The 16,365-nt window shown below is 52.5% G+C and carries 14 protein-coding genes; 7 read left to right on the forward strand and 7 right to left on the reverse strand.

Translation table 11 applies throughout. The annotated features are described in order from the left end of the window. Positions 1 to 49: 49 nt before the first annotated feature. From MPET_RS11510 to MPET_RS11520, 3 genes are all read right to left on the reverse strand, one after another. Positions 50 to 811, reverse strand: coding sequence for an ABC transporter ATP-binding protein (locus MPET_RS11510; RefSeq protein WP_013330207.1), 762 nt, complete (start codon positions 809 to 811; stop codon positions 50 to 52). Continuing rightward, positions 811 to 1,623, reverse strand: a complete 813-nt coding sequence (locus tag MPET_RS11515) for an ABC transporter permease (protein WP_225353817.1) — start codon at positions 1,621 to 1,623, stop codon at positions 811 to 813. Before MPET_RS11515 ends, MPET_RS11510 begins: the two co-directional genes overlap by 1 nt. A 78-nt stretch (positions 1,624 to 1,701) precedes the next feature. Further along, the gene (locus tag MPET_RS11520; RefSeq protein ID WP_013330209.1) at positions 1,702 to 2,733 is read right to left on the reverse strand and encodes an ABC transporter substrate-binding protein; all 1,032 of its coding nucleotides are present in this window, start codon (positions 2,731 to 2,733) and stop codon (positions 1,702 to 1,704) included. Positions 2,734 to 2,916: 183 nt separating this feature from the next. Between MPET_RS11520 and MPET_RS11525 the strand changes: the two genes are divergently transcribed. From MPET_RS11525 to MPET_RS11550, 6 genes are all read left to right on the forward strand, one after another. Continuing rightward, a complete protein-coding gene (locus tag MPET_RS11525) occupies positions 2,917 to 3,345 on the forward strand; it encodes a hypothetical protein (protein ID WP_013330210.1) in 429 nt (142 codons plus the stop codon). Positions 3,346 to 3,820: 475 nt separating this feature from the next. Continuing rightward, complete coding sequence (argH, locus tag MPET_RS11530; RefSeq protein ID WP_013330211.1) at positions 3,821 to 5,299, forward strand: argininosuccinate lyase; 1,479 nt, start codon at positions 3,821 to 3,823, stop codon at positions 5,297 to 5,299. Next, positions 5,296 to 6,540, forward strand: a complete 1,245-nt coding sequence (gene gatD / locus MPET_RS11535) for a Glu-tRNA(Gln) amidotransferase subunit GatD (RefSeq protein WP_013330212.1) — start codon at positions 5,296 to 5,298, stop codon at positions 6,538 to 6,540. The genes argH and gatD overlap by 4 nt, the downstream gene beginning before the upstream one ends. After that, the gene (gene gatE / locus MPET_RS11540) at positions 6,530 to 8,362 is read left to right on the forward strand and encodes a Glu-tRNA(Gln) amidotransferase subunit GatE (RefSeq protein WP_013330213.1); all 1,833 of its coding nucleotides are present in this window, start codon (positions 6,530 to 6,532) and stop codon (positions 8,360 to 8,362) included. Before gatD ends, gatE begins: the two co-directional genes overlap by 11 nt. Before the next feature lie 127 nt (positions 8,363 to 8,489). Next, entirely contained in the window at positions 8,490 to 9,317 is an 828-nt protein-coding gene (locus MPET_RS11545) for a helix-turn-helix transcriptional regulator (RefSeq protein ID WP_013330214.1), read from the forward strand. Between the two features lie 93 nt (positions 9,318 to 9,410). Further along, entirely contained in the window at positions 9,411 to 10,310 is a 900-nt protein-coding gene (locus MPET_RS11550) for a UbiA family prenyltransferase (RefSeq protein ID WP_013330215.1), read from the forward strand. A gap of 332 nt (positions 10,311 to 10,642) precedes the next feature. Here the strand turns inward: MPET_RS11550 and MPET_RS11555 are convergent, their stop codons facing one another. From MPET_RS11555 to cobO, 3 genes are all read right to left on the reverse strand, one after another. Continuing rightward, positions 10,643 to 11,806, reverse strand: coding sequence for a TIGR04083 family peptide-modifying radical SAM enzyme (locus MPET_RS11555; protein WP_013330216.1), 1,164 nt, complete (start codon positions 11,804 to 11,806; stop codon positions 10,643 to 10,645). Positions 11,807 to 11,873: 67 nt separating this feature from the next. Continuing rightward, positions 11,874 to 13,067, reverse strand: coding sequence for a M24 family metallopeptidase (locus tag MPET_RS11560; RefSeq protein ID WP_013330217.1), 1,194 nt, complete (start codon positions 13,065 to 13,067; stop codon positions 11,874 to 11,876). A gap of 74 nt (positions 13,068 to 13,141) precedes the next feature. Continuing rightward, entirely contained in the window at positions 13,142 to 13,657 is a 516-nt protein-coding gene (cobO, locus tag MPET_RS11565) for a cob(I)yrinic acid a,c-diamide adenosyltransferase (protein ID WP_013330218.1), read from the reverse strand. 109 nt (positions 13,658 to 13,766) lie between these two features. On the opposite strand from cobO, the gene MPET_RS11570 reads away from it, so the two are divergent. Next, on the forward strand, positions 13,767 to 15,068 hold the full coding sequence (locus MPET_RS11570; RefSeq protein WP_148222231.1) for a Glu/Leu/Phe/Val family dehydrogenase: 1,302 nt from the start codon (positions 13,767 to 13,769) through the stop codon (positions 15,066 to 15,068). 34 nt (positions 15,069 to 15,102) lie between these two features. On the opposite strand, the gene mmp10 is transcribed toward MPET_RS11570, so the two are convergent. Continuing rightward, entirely contained in the window at positions 15,103 to 16,338 is a 1,236-nt protein-coding gene (mmp10, locus tag MPET_RS11575) for a methyl coenzyme M reductase-arginine methyltransferase Mmp10 (RefSeq protein ID WP_013330220.1), read from the reverse strand. Positions 16,339 to 16,365: the final 27 nt, after the last annotated feature.

A 16,365-nucleotide genomic window follows, 5' to 3' on the forward strand; every position in this document is an offset into this window, starting at 1 on the left:
CTATAAAAAATGGGGATATAAACTAATAAATCTAACTATCCCCTCGCGATCAGATCTTTTCTTCTTCCATAAGAGAGAGGACATGACGCCTGAGATTTGCAAATTTCTGGTCCGTCCTGTCACGGATTCTAGGCAGATCCACGTCGATTATCTCCCTGATCCTGCCAGGCCTGGGGGAGAGGACAACGATCCTGTCCGCAAGGAAGACCGCTTCGTCGACACTGTGCGTAACGAACACGATCGTCTTTTTGGTCTTCGTCCATATATCGAGAAGTTCCCTCTGCATCATGTTCCTTGTCTGCGCATCGAGAGCGCCGAAGGGCTCGTCCATCAGCAGGACTTCCGGATCGTTTGCAAGCGCCCTCGCGATCGCGACTCTCTGGCGCATTCCGCCTGAGAGCTCATGGGGATACGCACGGCCGAACGATTCCAGGTTGACGAGATCCAGGTACTTATCGACAGTCTGCTGCTTCTCAGCCTTTGAGACCCCCTTCATCGTTAAGCCGAAGCCGATGTTGTCCGCAATCCTCAGCCACGGGAAGAGAGAATACTCCTGGAAGACCATCCCTCTCTCCGGCCCCGGCCCCTCGACGGTCTTTCCGTCTACAGTCACGCAGCCCGACGTGGGAAAATCAAGTCCTGCAATAATCCGGAGCAGCGTCGTCTTGCCGCAGCCCGAAGGACCGACGAGGCAGACGAACTCCTTGTCCTCGATATGAAGATCGATATTGTCAAGGGCGGTAACCGACGCCGATTCGTCACCCTCCTTGGTAAAGACCCTGCACAGGGCCCTTGTGTCGACCGACGCCATCAGACACCCTCCTCCCACCAGCCGAGAGCCTGCCTGTTCACAAAGTACCTGAACACGAGGTCGATCGTAAGCCCGATAAGACCCAGAACTATCATGTACACGACCACGCTCGGCATCTGGTGCAGGTTGTAATAGGTCCAGAGATTCTTGCCGAGTCCGTACTTTCCGCCGCCCGCACCGAATATCTCCGCACCGACAAGACACATCCACCCGATGCCCATCGAGATCCTGATGCCGGATACAATCGACGGAAGAGACGACGGAAACGCCACACGTCGGATAAGGCTGAAGTTGCCAGTGCACCCGAGCACCTTCCCGGCTTCGATAAAGATCCTCGGGACGTTCCTGAATCCGGTATAAGTATTGATGAAGATTGGAAAGACCGCACCTATGAAGATGATGAAGCCCGCCGACGCATCCGTGAGACCGAACCATATAATCGCAAACGGGATCCATGCAAGCGGAGGTATCGGCCTGATAATCTCAATAATAGGATTGATTGCGGTATCGAGATCCCTGAACCACCCCATCGCAATCCCGAGCGGAATTCCAACAATAACTGCGGCTGTGACCCCTATCGCAAAGTGTATGAGACTCTTGTAGATATCGGGGAACAGGGTCCCGTTCGGCCCGAAAGTTACCTTATAAAGCGCATCCAGGACATCAGTAAAACTCGGAAGAATGAATGCATCGTTCACCCAGAACTCCGCAATAATCTGCCACAGGATAATTGCGGCGATAACCGCGGCTATCGGGAGGATATATTTTTTGTACTTAGTATAGGATATTTTGGTCATTGTCAGTGCCTGCATAGGTTAATAGAAACTCTTTCCGACAGGTATTCTGAGATTCCTCTATACAAGTGTGAACTGAAAATAAAAAAGTGTTATTCAGGCGGATGTCGCCTTTTCATAGAAGGAGAGATCGAAGATCTGGTCCTGAGTGAGCGTATTGTCGATATAGCCGAGTTCCTTCTGGACACTTACGTAATCCATCACACCGTCAACGATCAGGTTCGGATCGGAGACCCATGAACCGTCCCAGTTGGCGATGGATTCGCTCGCGATCTCATAGGTGTTCTTTGTGTAGTTTGCATAGATATGCGCAGCTTCGTCGGGGTTGGCGAGGTTGTACCCGGTCGCCTTTATGTGAGTCTTCACGAGGGCGGTGACGAGATCGGGGTTCTCCTCGATCAGCCTGTCGCTCACCAGGAGAACACAGCACGGGTGATTGGGCTTCATGGTGCCGGACCAAACGACTATCTTGCCGTTTCCTTCCTCAACAAGTGTCGTGGGGGAGGGTGACGGGAGGAACGTTCCGTCGATCTGCTTTGCAGTCATCGCGGTGATCGCGTCGCCGGGGCCCATCGGCAGGACGTCGACTTCCCCTGCATCGGTGTTCTCTCCGACCGTAATATTGTTTTCAGCGAGCCACTCTCTCAGGATCGTGTCCTGGATCGTTCCGGCCGGGAAGGTCGCGATCGTCAGGCCCTTAAGATCCTCGGGACTGTTGTATTCGATATCGGGCTGAAGTACGAGTGCGGAGCCCTGCGTCTGGACTGCGGCGACGATCTTCGCCTCAAGCCCGGTCGAGAGTGCGGATATCACGGGTGCGGCGCCGACATACGCGACATCGATCTCGCCTGCGAGCATGGCCTGCATCTCGGGAGCCCCGGTCGGGAACTGGATCTCGTTCTTATCGGGATCGGTTGTATATCCGTAAGGCTCGATGACCTCTTCCCACCATCCCTTGTTCATCGCGGTCATATACGCGATCTGGTGCGTACTCGGCTGATAGCCGAAGTTCAGCTCCTTGAGTCCGGTCGAACCGGCATTATCCTTACCGTCTCCTGTACAGCCGGCAGCGAACACAGCCGCTGCAACAACGACTGCCATGACAAACATAACCAATATCTTTCTCATAATGATCACCAGATTATCTCAGATCATTAAAAAGTATCCCCGCCGGTATATAATAGATAATATTATAGGTCAAATTATTGACCTCATCAGCCAACCGAACCCAATATGATTTGACTTAAAAGATATAAGACTCGTCAGGCTCCCATGTAAAATGGTATATTTCAAAAGAGCAGATGAGTAGTAATGGATGGACTACGCCACACAGGGCACAATATAACAGCTCCTTTTTCAATATGCTACTCTCCCGAAAACGGCTACTGCGCTTCGAAGGGGGAGAGTCTCAACATGAAGCTCGAGATCGTTCCTGATGACGGATTCCGCGAGCCGGTAGACGTGAAGATCAGGATCAGGGTTCCCGATCCCGCTGTAGGAATATTTACGATATACAACCAGGTGCACGATCTCGGGGTGCATTCTTACCCTTACACTCCCATGTGCTTCACCCAGGCCCTCGATCCCGACAATCCGCCGGAAGGATACGAGTTCATCAAAAAGGCGTATGCGGCGGCAAAGAAGATGAAGATCGACGCAGTAGACGTCCACGTGGACGTGACAGCCTCCGGAGGGGGTTTCGTCCGGGAGGAGAAGCCGGTCTACAGGGTGAATTTCTGAATTTTTTTTTTTGCTCGGATATTGCACACATAGTATTTTTGGCGACCCCGGCACCGGCGGCTCAGCCGCCGGACGACCCCTCCCCAGGGGCCTTGCCCTAAGATAATCTTCCCACGGCACACCCACGGGACCGGCAAGGGTCCCCTGGGCTGTTGAATTTAGTTTGCCAGGGCATGTCCCCCATCCAGTACACGCTATGAACTTCCCGCAGCCCGCCACTCGGGGGATACTCGTCTATCCCCTGAGTGGCCTATCACAATAAGAGAGGCCCCGGGGTCGGGGCCGATCCGCGAGCCTGCCATGCAGCTCGCGGCGAGAGGTTGTCAATAATAGTGAAACCCGCCACATATAACCCGCACAAAATAATCCACAAAAAAACGCAGGGATAAATCCCTGCCGGCTTCCTTTTTCTCCGGTTTATCGGCGCCTTAAATATGCTCCGGGTCATACAATTAGGACAGGAGTGGAGAATATCATGAGCAAAGATCCTTTGAGAGAGGGAAGGCTCGGCGACGGCCGTCCGCCCGAGGTCTGGAGCTACCTCTCGTCCCGCGAGGCCGACCGGTTCATAGGGGATGCAGATATCCTCGTGGATATCGCCCACCTGCTGATGCTCGAAAAACAGAATATCATCGGCAGGGAAGCGGCCGAAAAGATCATGACTGTCCTTCTTGACCTTCATGAAAACGGACTGCCCGATTCGGTCTTCAACGAGAAATTCGAGGATGTCCATGCAGGAATCGAGGCCCTTGTAATAGAGAAGACAGGGATCGATACCGGCGGAAGGCTGCACATGGGCAGGTCCAGGAACGACGAGGTCGCGACATGTGCACGCGTCAGGCTGAAGACCGGCATGGCGGAGATCATGGCGGGAATAAATAAAGTCCGGGATGTCCTGATCGAAAAGGCCGGGCAGAATACAGAATCCTACATGCCCGGATTCACCCACCTCCAGCACGCACAGCCTACGACTCTCGCACATTATATGATGAACTACGAGCAGGTGTTTACGAGGGACTTTGAGAGGTTCGGGGATGCATACCTCCGTCTCGATCTCTGCCCGCTCGGGGCGGCTGCGTTCGCTTCGACCGGATACCCGATCGACAGGGAGTATACGGCGGAGCTTCTCGGGTTCTCAGGAGTTCTCGAAAACTCGATGGACTGCGTCGCCGGGAGGGACGTATTCATAGAGGTCATCTCCGCATGCTCCATACTGATGACGACCCTGAGCCGGATGTGCGAGGAGTTAATACTGTGGAGCTCGTCGTTCGTCAACTTCATTGAGCTCGCGGATGAATACTGCTCGACAAGTTCGATAATGCCGCAGAAGAAGAATCCCGACTGTGCGGAGATCATGAGGGGAAAGGCAGGATCGGTCCTCGGCGCACTTACAGCCTCGATGACGATAGTGAAGGGGCTGCCGATGAGCTACAACCGCGACCTGCAGGATCTCTGGCCGCATCTCTGGAGATCGGTTGAGGACGTAAAAGCGTCGCTTGCGATAATAGCCGGGATGATAGACACTGCGACGTTCAACACAGAGCGGATGAACGAAGAGGCAGGAAAAGGATTTTCGACCGCGACCGAACTGGCCGACGTGATGGTCAGGGAGTTCGGGCTCCCGTTCCGGACGGCGCACGGGATAACGGGCAGGGCTGTCAGGATGAAGAAGATAGATATCGACACTCTCGAAGAAGCGGCGGTGGAGATGGCGGGGATCTCGCTCAAAAAACTCGGCATGACCGAAGAGGACGTGAAACGGGCTCTCGGTGTCGCGTACTCGGTGAACGAGAGGTCTGCGACAGGCGGGCCTGCACCGGAGGCTGTTATGGCGTCGATCGCCGGAAAGACGGCCGCACTGAAAGAAGATGCGGAATGGCTGGCAGATATTAAAATACAGAATGAAGAGGCGAACAAGAGGATGATAGAAGCAGCAGAGGAGCTGAGAGGTTGAGTACAGGAATAGAGCCGGGAGACAGGGTCGGCTGCACCTACGCGGGAAAAGAGCTCGAAGGATTTTATATTACAGAGCGGGACGGCAAAGCGGTGATCAAGCTCGACTCGGGATACAACCTGGGAATCGATGCTAAAATCCTGACAAAACTCAGGACACAGGCGCCCAGGCCCCATTCTGCAAAGAAAATAGAGCAGGACGAGAGCCTCCCGCAGTTGTCGATAGTCTCGACGGGCGGAACGATCGCATCGAAGATCGATTACAGGACAGGAGCTGTCACAAGCCAGTTCGAGGCGGACGACATCCTGAGGGCGATCCCCGGACTTGCAAAGATCGGGCATTTCAGCGCCCAGGTTCCGGCAACGATCCTCTCCGAGAATATGACTCCTGCAATCTGGAGGAAGCTTGCATCGACGGTCTGCGACGAGATCAAAAAGGGCTCGCGGGGAGTGATCGTCACCCACGGAACGGATACGATGGCATACTCGGCGGCGGCCTTAAGCTTCATGATCGAAACACCGGTCCCGATCGTCTTCGTGGGATCGCAGAGATCGGCCGACCGTCCTTCGAGCGACAACGTGATGAACGGCCTGTGCAGTGCTGCTGCCGCCGTCTCGGACCTCGGCGAGGTCTCGGTTGTCATGCACGCGACGACCAACGACGATTACTGTGCGATCCACAGGGGAACGAGGGTCCGGAAGATGCACACCTCAAGGAGGGACGCATTCACAACGATAGGTTCGGATATCCTCGGAACCGTGGACTACCCGTCGCTGGATGTTAAGCTCTCGTGCTCTGCGGCAAGGAGAAAAGAGGAAGGCACAGAGCCGGTCTTAAACGATAAACTCGAAGAGAAAGTAGGAATCCTTTATTTCTATCCGGGAATGTCGCCCGAGGTCGTCGAGGCGTTCAAAGGCTACAGGGGTCTCGTGGTGATGGGGACCGGACTCGGTCACACGGCGTCAGGGTGCATCCCGGCACTGAGATCGCTGGTGAAGGACGGGACTTCGGTCGTGATGACATCACAGTGCTTAAACGGCCGGGTCTGCGACAGGGTCTACGATACCGGACGCGACCTGCTGAATGCAGGTATTATAGAGGGCGGGGATATGCTGCCCGAAGCTGCGATGGTCAAGCTCATGTGGGTGCTCGGAAACGAGAGCGATCCGGACAGGGTTGCAGAACTGATGCGGACTAATCTCCGCGGCGAACTTGGGAGGTGTACGCCGAATGGATTATGAGAAGATCGGACTTATGGCCGGAATCGAGATCCACCAGCAGCTCGATACGGCTGAAAAGCTCTTCTGCCACTGCCCGACGACGCTCAGGGACGTGGACGAGAGGTGCGGCGAATTTAAGAGGTACCTGAGGGCGACCGAGAGCGAGATGGGCGAGATCGACAGGGCGGCCGAGGAGGAGATGAAGAAGCAGGACCGCATCTACACCTACTACGCATACGATACGACATGCCTTGTTGAAAACGACGAGGAGCCGCCCGCCCCCATGAATCCGGAGGCGCTCGGGCTTTCGCTGACTCTCGCGAAGATGATGGGAATGACTCCGGTCCAGCAGGTCCACGTGATGAGAAAGCTCGTCATCGACGGCTCGAACACGAGCGGATTCCAGAGGACGGCGCTTGTGGCTCTCAACGGCATTCTTCCGGCAGGGGCGAGGATCGAGTCGATCTGTCTCGAAGAGGAGGCGGCACAGAGAGTCGAAGGCGATACGTTCTCCCTCGACAGGCTGGGGATTCCTCTCGCCGAGATCACCACCGGACCGGACATGAGAACGCCCGGGCAGGTGAAGGAGGTTGCGGCATATATCGGAATGCTTCTCCGCTCGACCGGCAGGGTGAAGAGGGGCCTTGGGACGATCAGGCAGGATGTCAATATCTCGATCAGGGACGGTGCGAGGGTCGAGATCAAGGGCGTCCAGGACTTAAGCCTTATAGACGAGGTCGTCAGGCGCGAGGCGCTCAGGCAGCAGAACCTAGTGGAGATCGCCGGCGAGCTTAAGAAGAGGGGTGCGTCGGTCGGCGAAGAGGTCGTCGATGTCACCGATCTTTTCAAGGATACGGGATCGTCGATCCTCAAACGGGCGAAGTGCATACTTGCGATAAAGCTCTGCGGATTCGGGGGACTTGTAGGAAAGGAGATCCAGCCCGGGAGAAGGCTCGGGTCGGAGATGTCCGACTATGCAAAGAAGTGCGGCGTCGGCGGTTTGTTCCACACAGACGAGCTCCCGGCCTACGGGGTAACCGCCGAAGAGGTGAAGATCTTAAAAGATCGGCTTGCCGCTGGTGCTTCGGACTGCGTGATCCTTGTCGCAGACACGAAGAAAAAATCCGAATGTGCAATCGGCCAGATAAAGAAGCGTGCAGCTATGGCATTCGACGGAGTGCCGGAGGAGACCCGCAAGATGCTCGAAGAGGGAAGTTCGGCATACATGAGGCCGCTGCCCGGGGCCGCGAGGATGTATCCTGAGACCGATGTTCTCCCCGTGGACATCAGCGGCGAATACTGGGATTCGCTTGAGCTGCCCGAACTTATCACCAATAAGGAAAAGCGTTTTGCGGGTGAGTTCGGGCTCGACGAATCGCTCGCAAGACAGATGGCCTATTCGTCAAAGGCAGGCCTGTTCGAGGAAGCGGTATCGAAGGGAGTCAAACCGAACCTTGCGGCGAGGACGATCTACTCGACGATCAGGGAGTTGAGGCGTGACGGTGTCAGCACCGGACGCATCAGGGACGAAGAGATTATTGAACTGCTTCTCGCAGTCGAGAGAGGTAGTGCTGCCAAAGAGGCGATTCCCGATATCCTGAGAGCGGTGTCGACTGGCGACAGTGTTTCGGCAGCGATGGAGAAGATCGCACCGTCCGTCTCCGAAGAGGAACTTTCCGCCGTAATCGCCGGAATAATCGAAGATCGGATCGATTTCGTAAAGGAGCAGGGCATGAGATCCCTCGGACCTTTAATGGGCGTTGTGATGAAGGAGATGCGTGGCAGGGTCGACGGGAAAGTTATCAGCGAAGTATTGAAAAAAGAACTCCAGAAAGTCTTATAACCGGATTATCCCTACGATTCATTTATTTTTTATTTTAAAAATTGTCCCCGGCCAACTCCTGAGAATATGAGTATTTAGCGATCAAATCTGCAAACATATATCTACAGGAATTTCAATTAGTAAATGAATGAATCCCGTAATTGATGCATATAATGAGCGTCAGGAGGAAATAAGGGGGATTTTTCGATCCAGACTCATTACACAGATTCTTATTGCCCTGGGCAGCGGAGAAAAATCGCTTTCTGAACTTCGCGACATAACAGGAAGTTCTTCACAGGCGATTATTCCAAAGATAAGACAGCTGGAAGCGTTAAGTTATATCGAATCGACGAAGGAGGGTTATCGCCTTACAATCATAGGAAAGATCCTGGAAAAAGAGATTGAAAAGCTTGTAAAAATCATCAGCCTCTCCGATTCAAACCGTGAATTCTGGTATAATCACGATACTAAAGACATACCTGCCGAATTCCTTGAAAATATCGGCGATCTTCATAATTCAGCAATAATCCATAACACAGAAGACAATATATTAAAAGTTCATTTTAATTTTATAAAATTATTAGATGAAGCATCGTTCATAAAAGGAATTTCATCGTTTATGAGTCCTTCACATGCAGAAATAATAAAAAAATCCGTATTGAGAGGAATTCAGGTAGAGCTGATTGTAACTTCAGAAATTTCAGCAAAGATGAAGGAAGAGCCATATGAAGCAATTTTAAAAACGATAATTGATCGTGACAATTTCAGGATCTACGTCTATCCTAAAGCGATAAAAATCGGAATGACTGTAACGGACAATTGCCTCTCCCTTGGATTATATTCCAAAGAGCCTGATTTCTACGATTTCACTGCTGATCTTATCAATTCTGACGAAATAGCAATTGAATGGGGACAAAGACTTTTCGAATATTACAGATCAAGTTCCAAAGATTTTGCTATCAATCACCAGGATTAAAAATAATTTTATAAAATATACATACATAATTATCCTGATCCATTAACATTCATCGACACAATAAATGTTAATGATCCATTTTCACCAATTTCCATGCACAACATTGCACTGGAAAAAAACATTATAATCCCTGACTTCAGCAGGATTATCCAAACACTTGTCTACAGCTCGTTGTATCTCTCCTTTGCCGGAGGCGCAATGGTTTTTCTTTCATGCTCGCTTCAGGACCTGGCATTCAGCCCGGTTGCGGCCCTGATCATGATACTCGTAACATACGGCGTATATAACCTCAACAGGAAAACCGACGAAGCGGAAGATATGATGAACCATTATGAAAGATATCACTTTACAAAAAAACACGGTTCATTTCTGTACAGATCATCGATCCTGTCGTACATCACTGCTGCAGGGATTGGAATGATTTATGGAACCGAAGCCCTTTTCATGACATTACTGCCTCTTATTGCAGGAATTTTATACAGTATCCCTATCTTCCCAAAGAGTATAGGTTTTTCAAGGATCAAAGAAGTCCCGGTTTTAAAAAGCCTGATTGTCGCTTTAGCATGGGCGATTCCTCCGGCCTTTCTGCCGGTCTACCTTTCATCCACCCTCCCGGGATTTTCGACTTACATCGTCGCATTGTTTTTTTTCATTCTGGTTTTCACAAGTACGGTTGTATTTGATATAAGGGATGTAAAAGGAGACATTGCTTCAGGAGTCCGGACAATCCCTGCAATGCTGGGTAAAGAAAGAACAGTCGTGCTTCTTTCAGTACTTAACATTTCAGCAGGTCTGGTCATAGTTTATTTTGGATTAGAAGGGCTTCCATCCCCACAGGTTTTATTCCTTTTGCTCAGTATGGTATATGTACAGTGCTATCTCATCTATTCCCTCAGGGAGAATATTACCAAAATGATCTATGAAATTTTCATTGACGGCAAATTCATCATTCTTATGGGAGTGTATGCCTTATTGTGCTGTCTCTGGATATAACCAATTATTCCCATTTTTTTGATTAATTTAGAAATCATTATTTTGCCAATTATAGTCAATTAATCAGATCGATTAATTTTCATCATCATAATAAATGTCAATAGATAAGACGAAGATGTAAGTGGAGAGTCACTCCGTTAGGAACGACGGATGAACTCCAGTTATTTATCAAAGAGTCTATAGACCTGCAAACGGACATACCGGAAAACCAAATTATCAGGCTGGAAGGGGGGCACCATTCACCTGCTAATAATTCAATTCACGTCGTCTTAATCATCAAAACAGGATCAGACATTTTTGAATTTTCAATTCCCTGTCTTCTCTATTTTAATTTAAAATCTGTTGAAGGCCATGTCCTGTATAAGTGACATTACCCCCGGCCCGGACTTCTTCTTCCGTTTCGAACTGAAGGCATACATATCCACAGCCGGCGCCTCGAACATCTCCGTATTCAGCCGGTCGTTGATCTCGTCGAAGATTCTTTTATATGCGGGGCAGTGGGGATCGACACCGCAGATCTCCCCGCCGGAAGGTGCGATTGCATTGTACGGGCACCCCCCGCGGCAGTATCTGATGTGTGCGCATCCGCCACAGTTTTTATCCACATAATCCTTAAACGCCAGCATCTTCCGTCCCGCACCGGATGACATCAGTTCTTCGATCGACGGTTTGTCAGCCACATTTCCCATCACCCACTCGGGCATACCGACGAACCTGTAGCAGGGGTATATGCTCCCGTCCGGACCGATCGCGAAGGTGCTGCCCATGCAGTCCGCAAAAGTGCAGACGTTCCCGTGCCTCGTGAATACGCACCTGCAGAGATCGTTGATGTTCATGATCTCGATCTCGCCGAAATGCTCCAGCGCCATATCAAGGAGGTATACGAGAAGCTCACCAAACTTTTCCGGCGCAAGGGCATACTTCTCGGGTTCTGAAGCCTTGAGGGACGGAAGTGCCGGGTGAAGCTTGAGGGTCAGGCCGTTATCGAGGAAGAACCGGAAGATATCCTCCTTCCTCTCTACGGATTCGGAGGTGAAGGTGCATATGAACCTGACGTCAAGCCCCTGCTCTCTGGCGATCTTGTAGCCTTTTAAGGTTTTATCAAAGTAGCCTTCGCCACGCTGGAGATCGTTTATCTCCTTCGGCCCGTCGATGCTCGAGCCGACCGGGATATTATACTCTGCAAGGACATCGGCGATCTCCGGTGTCATCAGCCAGAGGTTGGTCTGGATGGCGAATGCGGGATCGAGATGCGGGAGGCCTTCTGCAAGAAGAGGGAGCGCCTCACGGTAGAAATCCGCCCCGGCAAGGAGAGGTTCGCCCCCGTGGAACGTGAACGTGACCTGGTTGTCTTTCAGATCCTTCATCCAGGCGACTACGTCCTTTATCGTATCAATGCTCATCCGGGGCGAATTCACATCGGAACTCCAGCAGTAGCGGCATCTCGAAGGGCACCCGAGGGTGGGGATCAGCATTACGTGGAAGGGCGTTTTCATTAAGGATTTTTAGTCTTTGAAAAAGGTATATTTTTCTAAAAGTGGGAGGAGAGCCGGGAGAGGCTGTTCACTCGATGAGCATCAGGCCGGGATGTGTTCCGGTGATACATCGTCCGCCTGAGGGTGTCACGACGAAGGTGTTCTCGACCCCGACCATCCCGACACCCTTTACGCCTTTCTTCGGCTCTAATGCAAAGACCATGTTTTCGACGAGGGGCTCGTCGAAGCCTGCCGCGATTACGGGGATCTCGTCGACCAGGAGACCGACACCATGACCGAGGAAGTTCACGGTCCGGTCACCGTAGCCCATGAAGTTCTTGAGGAAGTCCTTATTGAGGGATTCCATTACATCCCGGTATATCTCCGAAGGGACAGCTCCGGGCCGGAGCATGGAGGCGATCCTGTCCTGTACCTCAAGACAGCCGTTGTGGGACTCCACAGCATCTTCGGAGAGAGGCTCTTTGAACGTATAGGTCATCGTCTTGTCGGTATGATATCCGTGGAACCCGGACCCGGTGTCTGCGAATATGAGATCTCCGTGTTTAAGCTTCCTCTCGCGGCTGCCGAGCAGGGGAACAGCGGGCCCGAGTCCGGCAGCTCCGCCGGGGCCGTTGAAGCAGGTAGGATAGATCGAGCTCTCGCCGAATCCTATCTGGCCGACGAGTATCTCTGTGTCGAACATACCGAACCTGGCCACACCGTGATGACCTTCCTCCATCATGAGCGAATAGAGTTTCAGGGCGAAATCGAGTTCGCTCATTCCTTCGCTGACTATTTCCGGGACACGCTCCTCGAGAACGCGGCGGTGGATCTTCCCCGACTTCTCCATGAGCGAGATCTCGTAATCGCTCTTCTGCGCCCGGACCATCCCGAGGACATAGTCGAGCGATTTCACATCGATGAACCCGAAATGCTTCCGGAATCTCTCGATCAGACCGAGTGTAACCAGTTCGGTCTCGACGAATATTGTCTGCGGCAGGTCGTCGGTGGCTGTTGCGGCGTCACGGTAGCTTCTCATCTGCCTGATATCCGGGAACTGCGACTCTGCGACAGCTCTCTCGCAGCTCCTCCTGACCCAGAAGACCGCATCGCTGTTCGACGGGATGAGCAGAACCCCGTCCTGCATCGTCCCGGTGAAATAATACAGGTTTACCTTGCCGAATATTGCGGCCATCTCCCAGCCGGGATGGGATTTGTTCATTCCCGCCCTGAAGCGGTCCATTCTCGACTTCAGCTCGTCCCGCGGGACTTTATTATTCATGATTAATTATTGGGGAGAAGAGAACATATTACCAGTGCCGGACAAAGGCAGGAAGGAGGGTTTTTTACAGGAGTTTAGTATTCTATACCCTCTCTCGCACGGACGCCTTTGTCAAAATAATGCTTTATCTTTCTCATTTCGGTGACGAGGTCCGCGGCCTCGATCAGTTCAGGCGGCGCATTTCTTCCGGTGCATATGACCTCCGTGCCGGGAGCCCTCGATTCGATCGCCGCAACGACGGTTGCCGGGTCAAGGAGGCCGTAATGAATCGCGACATTCACTTCGTCCATTACGACAAGGTCGTATTCTCCCGAAGACATCACGGCCAGGCATTTCGAAAATCCTTCTTCAGCGAGCCTCCGGTCGTCTTCGGTAGGCTCCCTGTCGAGGAAGAAACCTTCGCCGAACTGCATGATTGTAAAATTGCTGAAATGGTCGGGCACAAGAAGCTCCGCTGTCTCCGACATCTTGATGAACTGGGCGAAGAAAACCCTGCCCCCGTGCAGAACAGATCTCATCGCGGTGCCGAATGCCGCGGTCGTCTTTCCCTTGCCTGTGCCTGTATAGACCTGTAGATATCCTGCCTTCATCCTTTCCTCATGTAACTGGTTTTAGTCCCCGAGGATAAGTTTCTTTGTAATCCTGATACGGAATATTTTTATCCGCATGCCGCGACTCCTCAGTTACCAAAAAGGACGGATGAATATGGAGCAGAACCTCTTCGAATCGGTCAAGCAAAACATCTGCACCTGCGCAACAGGCCCGCAGCTGACCCCCAACCTGGAATCGCTTCTTAAGAGCCCGATGAAAGAGATCCACGTCTCCCTCCCGGTGAGGATGGATGACGGAACCATACGAACGTTCCAGGGCTTCAGGGTCCAGTACAACAACGCCCGCGGGCCTGCGAAAGGAGGGATCAGGTATCACACGGACGAGACGATCGAGACGATACGCGGACTTGCGGCGATTATGACACTCAAGTGCGCCCTGCACGAGCTTCCGCTCGGCGGTGCGAAGGGGGGAGTCGTGTGCAACCCGAAAGCCATGTCGAAGGGCGAACTGGAGAGGCTTTCGAGGGCGTATATCCAGGCGCTGGACTGTTCTATCGGCCCGGACCGGGACATTCCCGCACCGGATGTGTACACGAACGAACAGACTATGGGATGGATGATCGACGAATACATCAGGCAGACGGGATGCGTCCATTTCGGGGCGATTACAGGAAAACCGCTGTCACTCGGCGGATCGGAGGGCCGTCACGACTCGACCGCACGGGGAGGGTGGTACTGCATCCGGGAGGCGGCAAAGGAGACGGGGATCGGGATGGAGATGAAGGAGACATCTTATTCACCCGAATCCAAAGCAGAGACCGGTGAGGCTGCACCTTCTGTTGCGATCCAGGGATTCGGGAATGTAGGATATAATGCCGCACTTATCGGGAAGGAGTTTGCAGGATGCAGGATCGTTGCGGTTTCGGACAGCAGCGGCGGGATCTACTCGGATGAAGGGCTCGATGTTGCGGGAGTCATGAAGCACAAGAAAGAGACGGGGTCGGTGAGATACTTTCCGGGGACCGAAGATATCACGAACTCACAGCTTTTCGAACTGGATGTCGACGTCCTCATCCCTGCTGCACTGGAGAATGCTATTACCGAAAAAAACGCAGATGAAGTGAGGGCGAAGATCCTTGCGGAGTTCGCGAACGGACCGACGTCTCCTGCCGCGGAAGAGATAATGAACAAAAGGGGGATTCATATCATCCCTGATCTTCTCTGCAACGGCGGCGGGGTGATCGTCTCGTACTTCGAGATGGTCCAGAATATGAATATGGATCACTGGGCGGAGGATTACATATACCGACGCCTGGACGAGAAGATGACGAGGGCCTACCATAAGGTGCTGGAATTTTCAAAGAAGAATTCGATTACGATGAGGAAGGCAGCATATACTATCGCTCTTGAAGAGGTCGTTGATGCGATGAAGGCAAGGGGCTGGGTGTAAGAGAGAGATCAGAACAAACAGGTAAAAGGGATTTTTACTTTCCGTACATATTGATGAGCCGGATCAGATCTGCAAACCCTTCCATCTCCATCTCCAAAACTCCGTTTTTATCCATGCCCATGCTGGTCTCCGCATCGGCGGTGAGCATCTCGGGGCCTCTTACGATCCGTCGTTGAACACCGTCTGCGGAGAGGACTTCTTCGGCCTCTTTTTCGTGGACGAAGCACCTGCCGGGGATGATTACGGTCTCTTCGATCTTCGAGAGATCGACGGTCTTCAGGTCGTCGATTGTTATGAGGCAGGCGATCTCCTTCTCCGTTCCGTAGACCCAGGTTTCGTTTCCGCATGCATCGAGCACCTGCTGTATCGGGCGGGCGGCGATGGAGCCGGTGATTATGGTCGCCTTCTTCTCTACTCTCGGGAGTTTTTCGAGGAGATCGGGCTCTTTTATGATTGCGAACGGTGAGCCGATGGAGGGGTCGCCGAGCGGTGTTCCGCTGATCTTCATTTTGAACTTCGAGTTCAGGTCAGAGACGATCTCGGAGAATTCACGAACGGTATGAAGCATCTGCCCATCTATTATGGGGGCGTTTCCGAGTATGAGTCCCTGGTCGGTGCGGTTCGCGAATCTCATGAGGATGATCCCCTTCGCACCGCATTCTTCGACCCACCGGCAGGTTTCTTCGAGGACTTTTCCGTCGTTTACGCCCCTGAGGACGACGGCCGCTGCATAGACGTCGATCTTTTTGCAGAGCCTTTTGAAGATCTCAAGCGAGACTTCGGGGGTGGGATCGCCCATGTGCTTCGCCCGGAGTGCGGGGTCGCTTGCGAATACTGTGAAGGATATCTCAGATAGGCCGTTTTCGATCATGAACTCGGCGAGGTCGGGATCGTCAAATCCTTTTCCGCTTGTATAGCCGATGTGGATCGGGACTTCCATGCTGCCGAGGATCTCCATTAAGTCCCGGAATTCGGGGTAGCAGGAGGGATCGCCTCCGCCGCTGATCGTAATTCCGGTGAGATCGCCGTCCATTATCTGGAGATCGGCGAGGACGCTGTCGGCGACCTCTTTTAGATCCTTGAATCCCTCGTATTTTTCGCGGACGCCGTTGGTGCAGTATTCGCACCCTTTAGAGAAGGGGAGGCAGTATTTGCACCCGAACGGCTCAGGATCATCCTCCTTCTTCAGCCGCTTGAAATAACAGAAACTACAGAATCCGCGGCAGTCCCTCCCCGGGCTTCCTCCAATATCCACGTTCAGGCGACCCATATTCAAACATCCGGATTGTTGTGATCA

Source organism: Methanolacinia petrolearia DSM 11571, assembly GCF_000147875.1.
In the GTDB taxonomy this organism is placed as follows: Archaea; Halobacteriota; Methanomicrobia; order Methanomicrobiales; family Methanomicrobiaceae; genus Methanolacinia; species Methanolacinia petrolearia.

Excerpts from the sequence above, each read along its gene's own strand:
- MPET_RS11510 (WP_013330207.1), bottom strand. The coding sequence starts at position 811 with ATGGCGTCGGTCGACACAAGGGCCCTGTGCAGGGTCTTTACCAAGGAG.
- MPET_RS11515 (WP_225353817.1), bottom strand. The coding sequence starts at position 1,623 with ATGCAGGCACTGACAATGACCAAAATATCCTATACTAAGTACAAAAAA.
- MPET_RS11520 (WP_013330209.1), bottom strand. The coding sequence starts at position 2,733 with ATGAGAAAGATATTGGTTATGTTTGTCATGGCAGTCGTTGTTGCAGCG.
- MPET_RS11525 (WP_013330210.1), top strand. The coding sequence starts at position 2,917 with ATGGATGGACTACGCCACACAGGGCACAATATAACAGCTCCTTTTTCA.
- argH (WP_013330211.1), top strand. The coding sequence starts at position 3,821 with ATGAGCAAAGATCCTTTGAGAGAGGGAAGGCTCGGCGACGGCCGTCCG.
- gatE (WP_013330213.1), top strand. The coding sequence starts at position 6,530 with ATGGATTATGAGAAGATCGGACTTATGGCCGGAATCGAGATCCACCAG.
- MPET_RS11545 (WP_013330214.1), top strand. The coding sequence starts at position 8,490 with ATGAATCCCGTAATTGATGCATATAATGAGCGTCAGGAGGAAATAAGG.
- MPET_RS11550 (WP_013330215.1), top strand. The coding sequence starts at position 9,411 with ATGCACAACATTGCACTGGAAAAAAACATTATAATCCCTGACTTCAGC.
- MPET_RS11555 (WP_013330216.1), bottom strand. The coding sequence starts at position 11,806 with ATGAAAACGCCCTTCCACGTAATGCTGATCCCCACCCTCGGGTGCCCT.
- MPET_RS11560 (WP_013330217.1), bottom strand. The coding sequence starts at position 13,067 with ATGAATAATAAAGTCCCGCGGGACGAGCTGAAGTCGAGAATGGACCGC.
- cobO (WP_013330218.1), bottom strand. The coding sequence starts at position 13,657 with ATGAAGGCAGGATATCTACAGGTCTATACAGGCACAGGCAAGGGAAAG.
- MPET_RS11570 (WP_148222231.1), top strand. The coding sequence starts at position 13,767 with ATGAATATGGAGCAGAACCTCTTCGAATCGGTCAAGCAAAACATCTGC.
- mmp10 (WP_013330220.1), bottom strand. The coding sequence starts at position 16,338 with ATGGGTCGCCTGAACGTGGATATTGGAGGAAGCCCGGGGAGGGACTGC.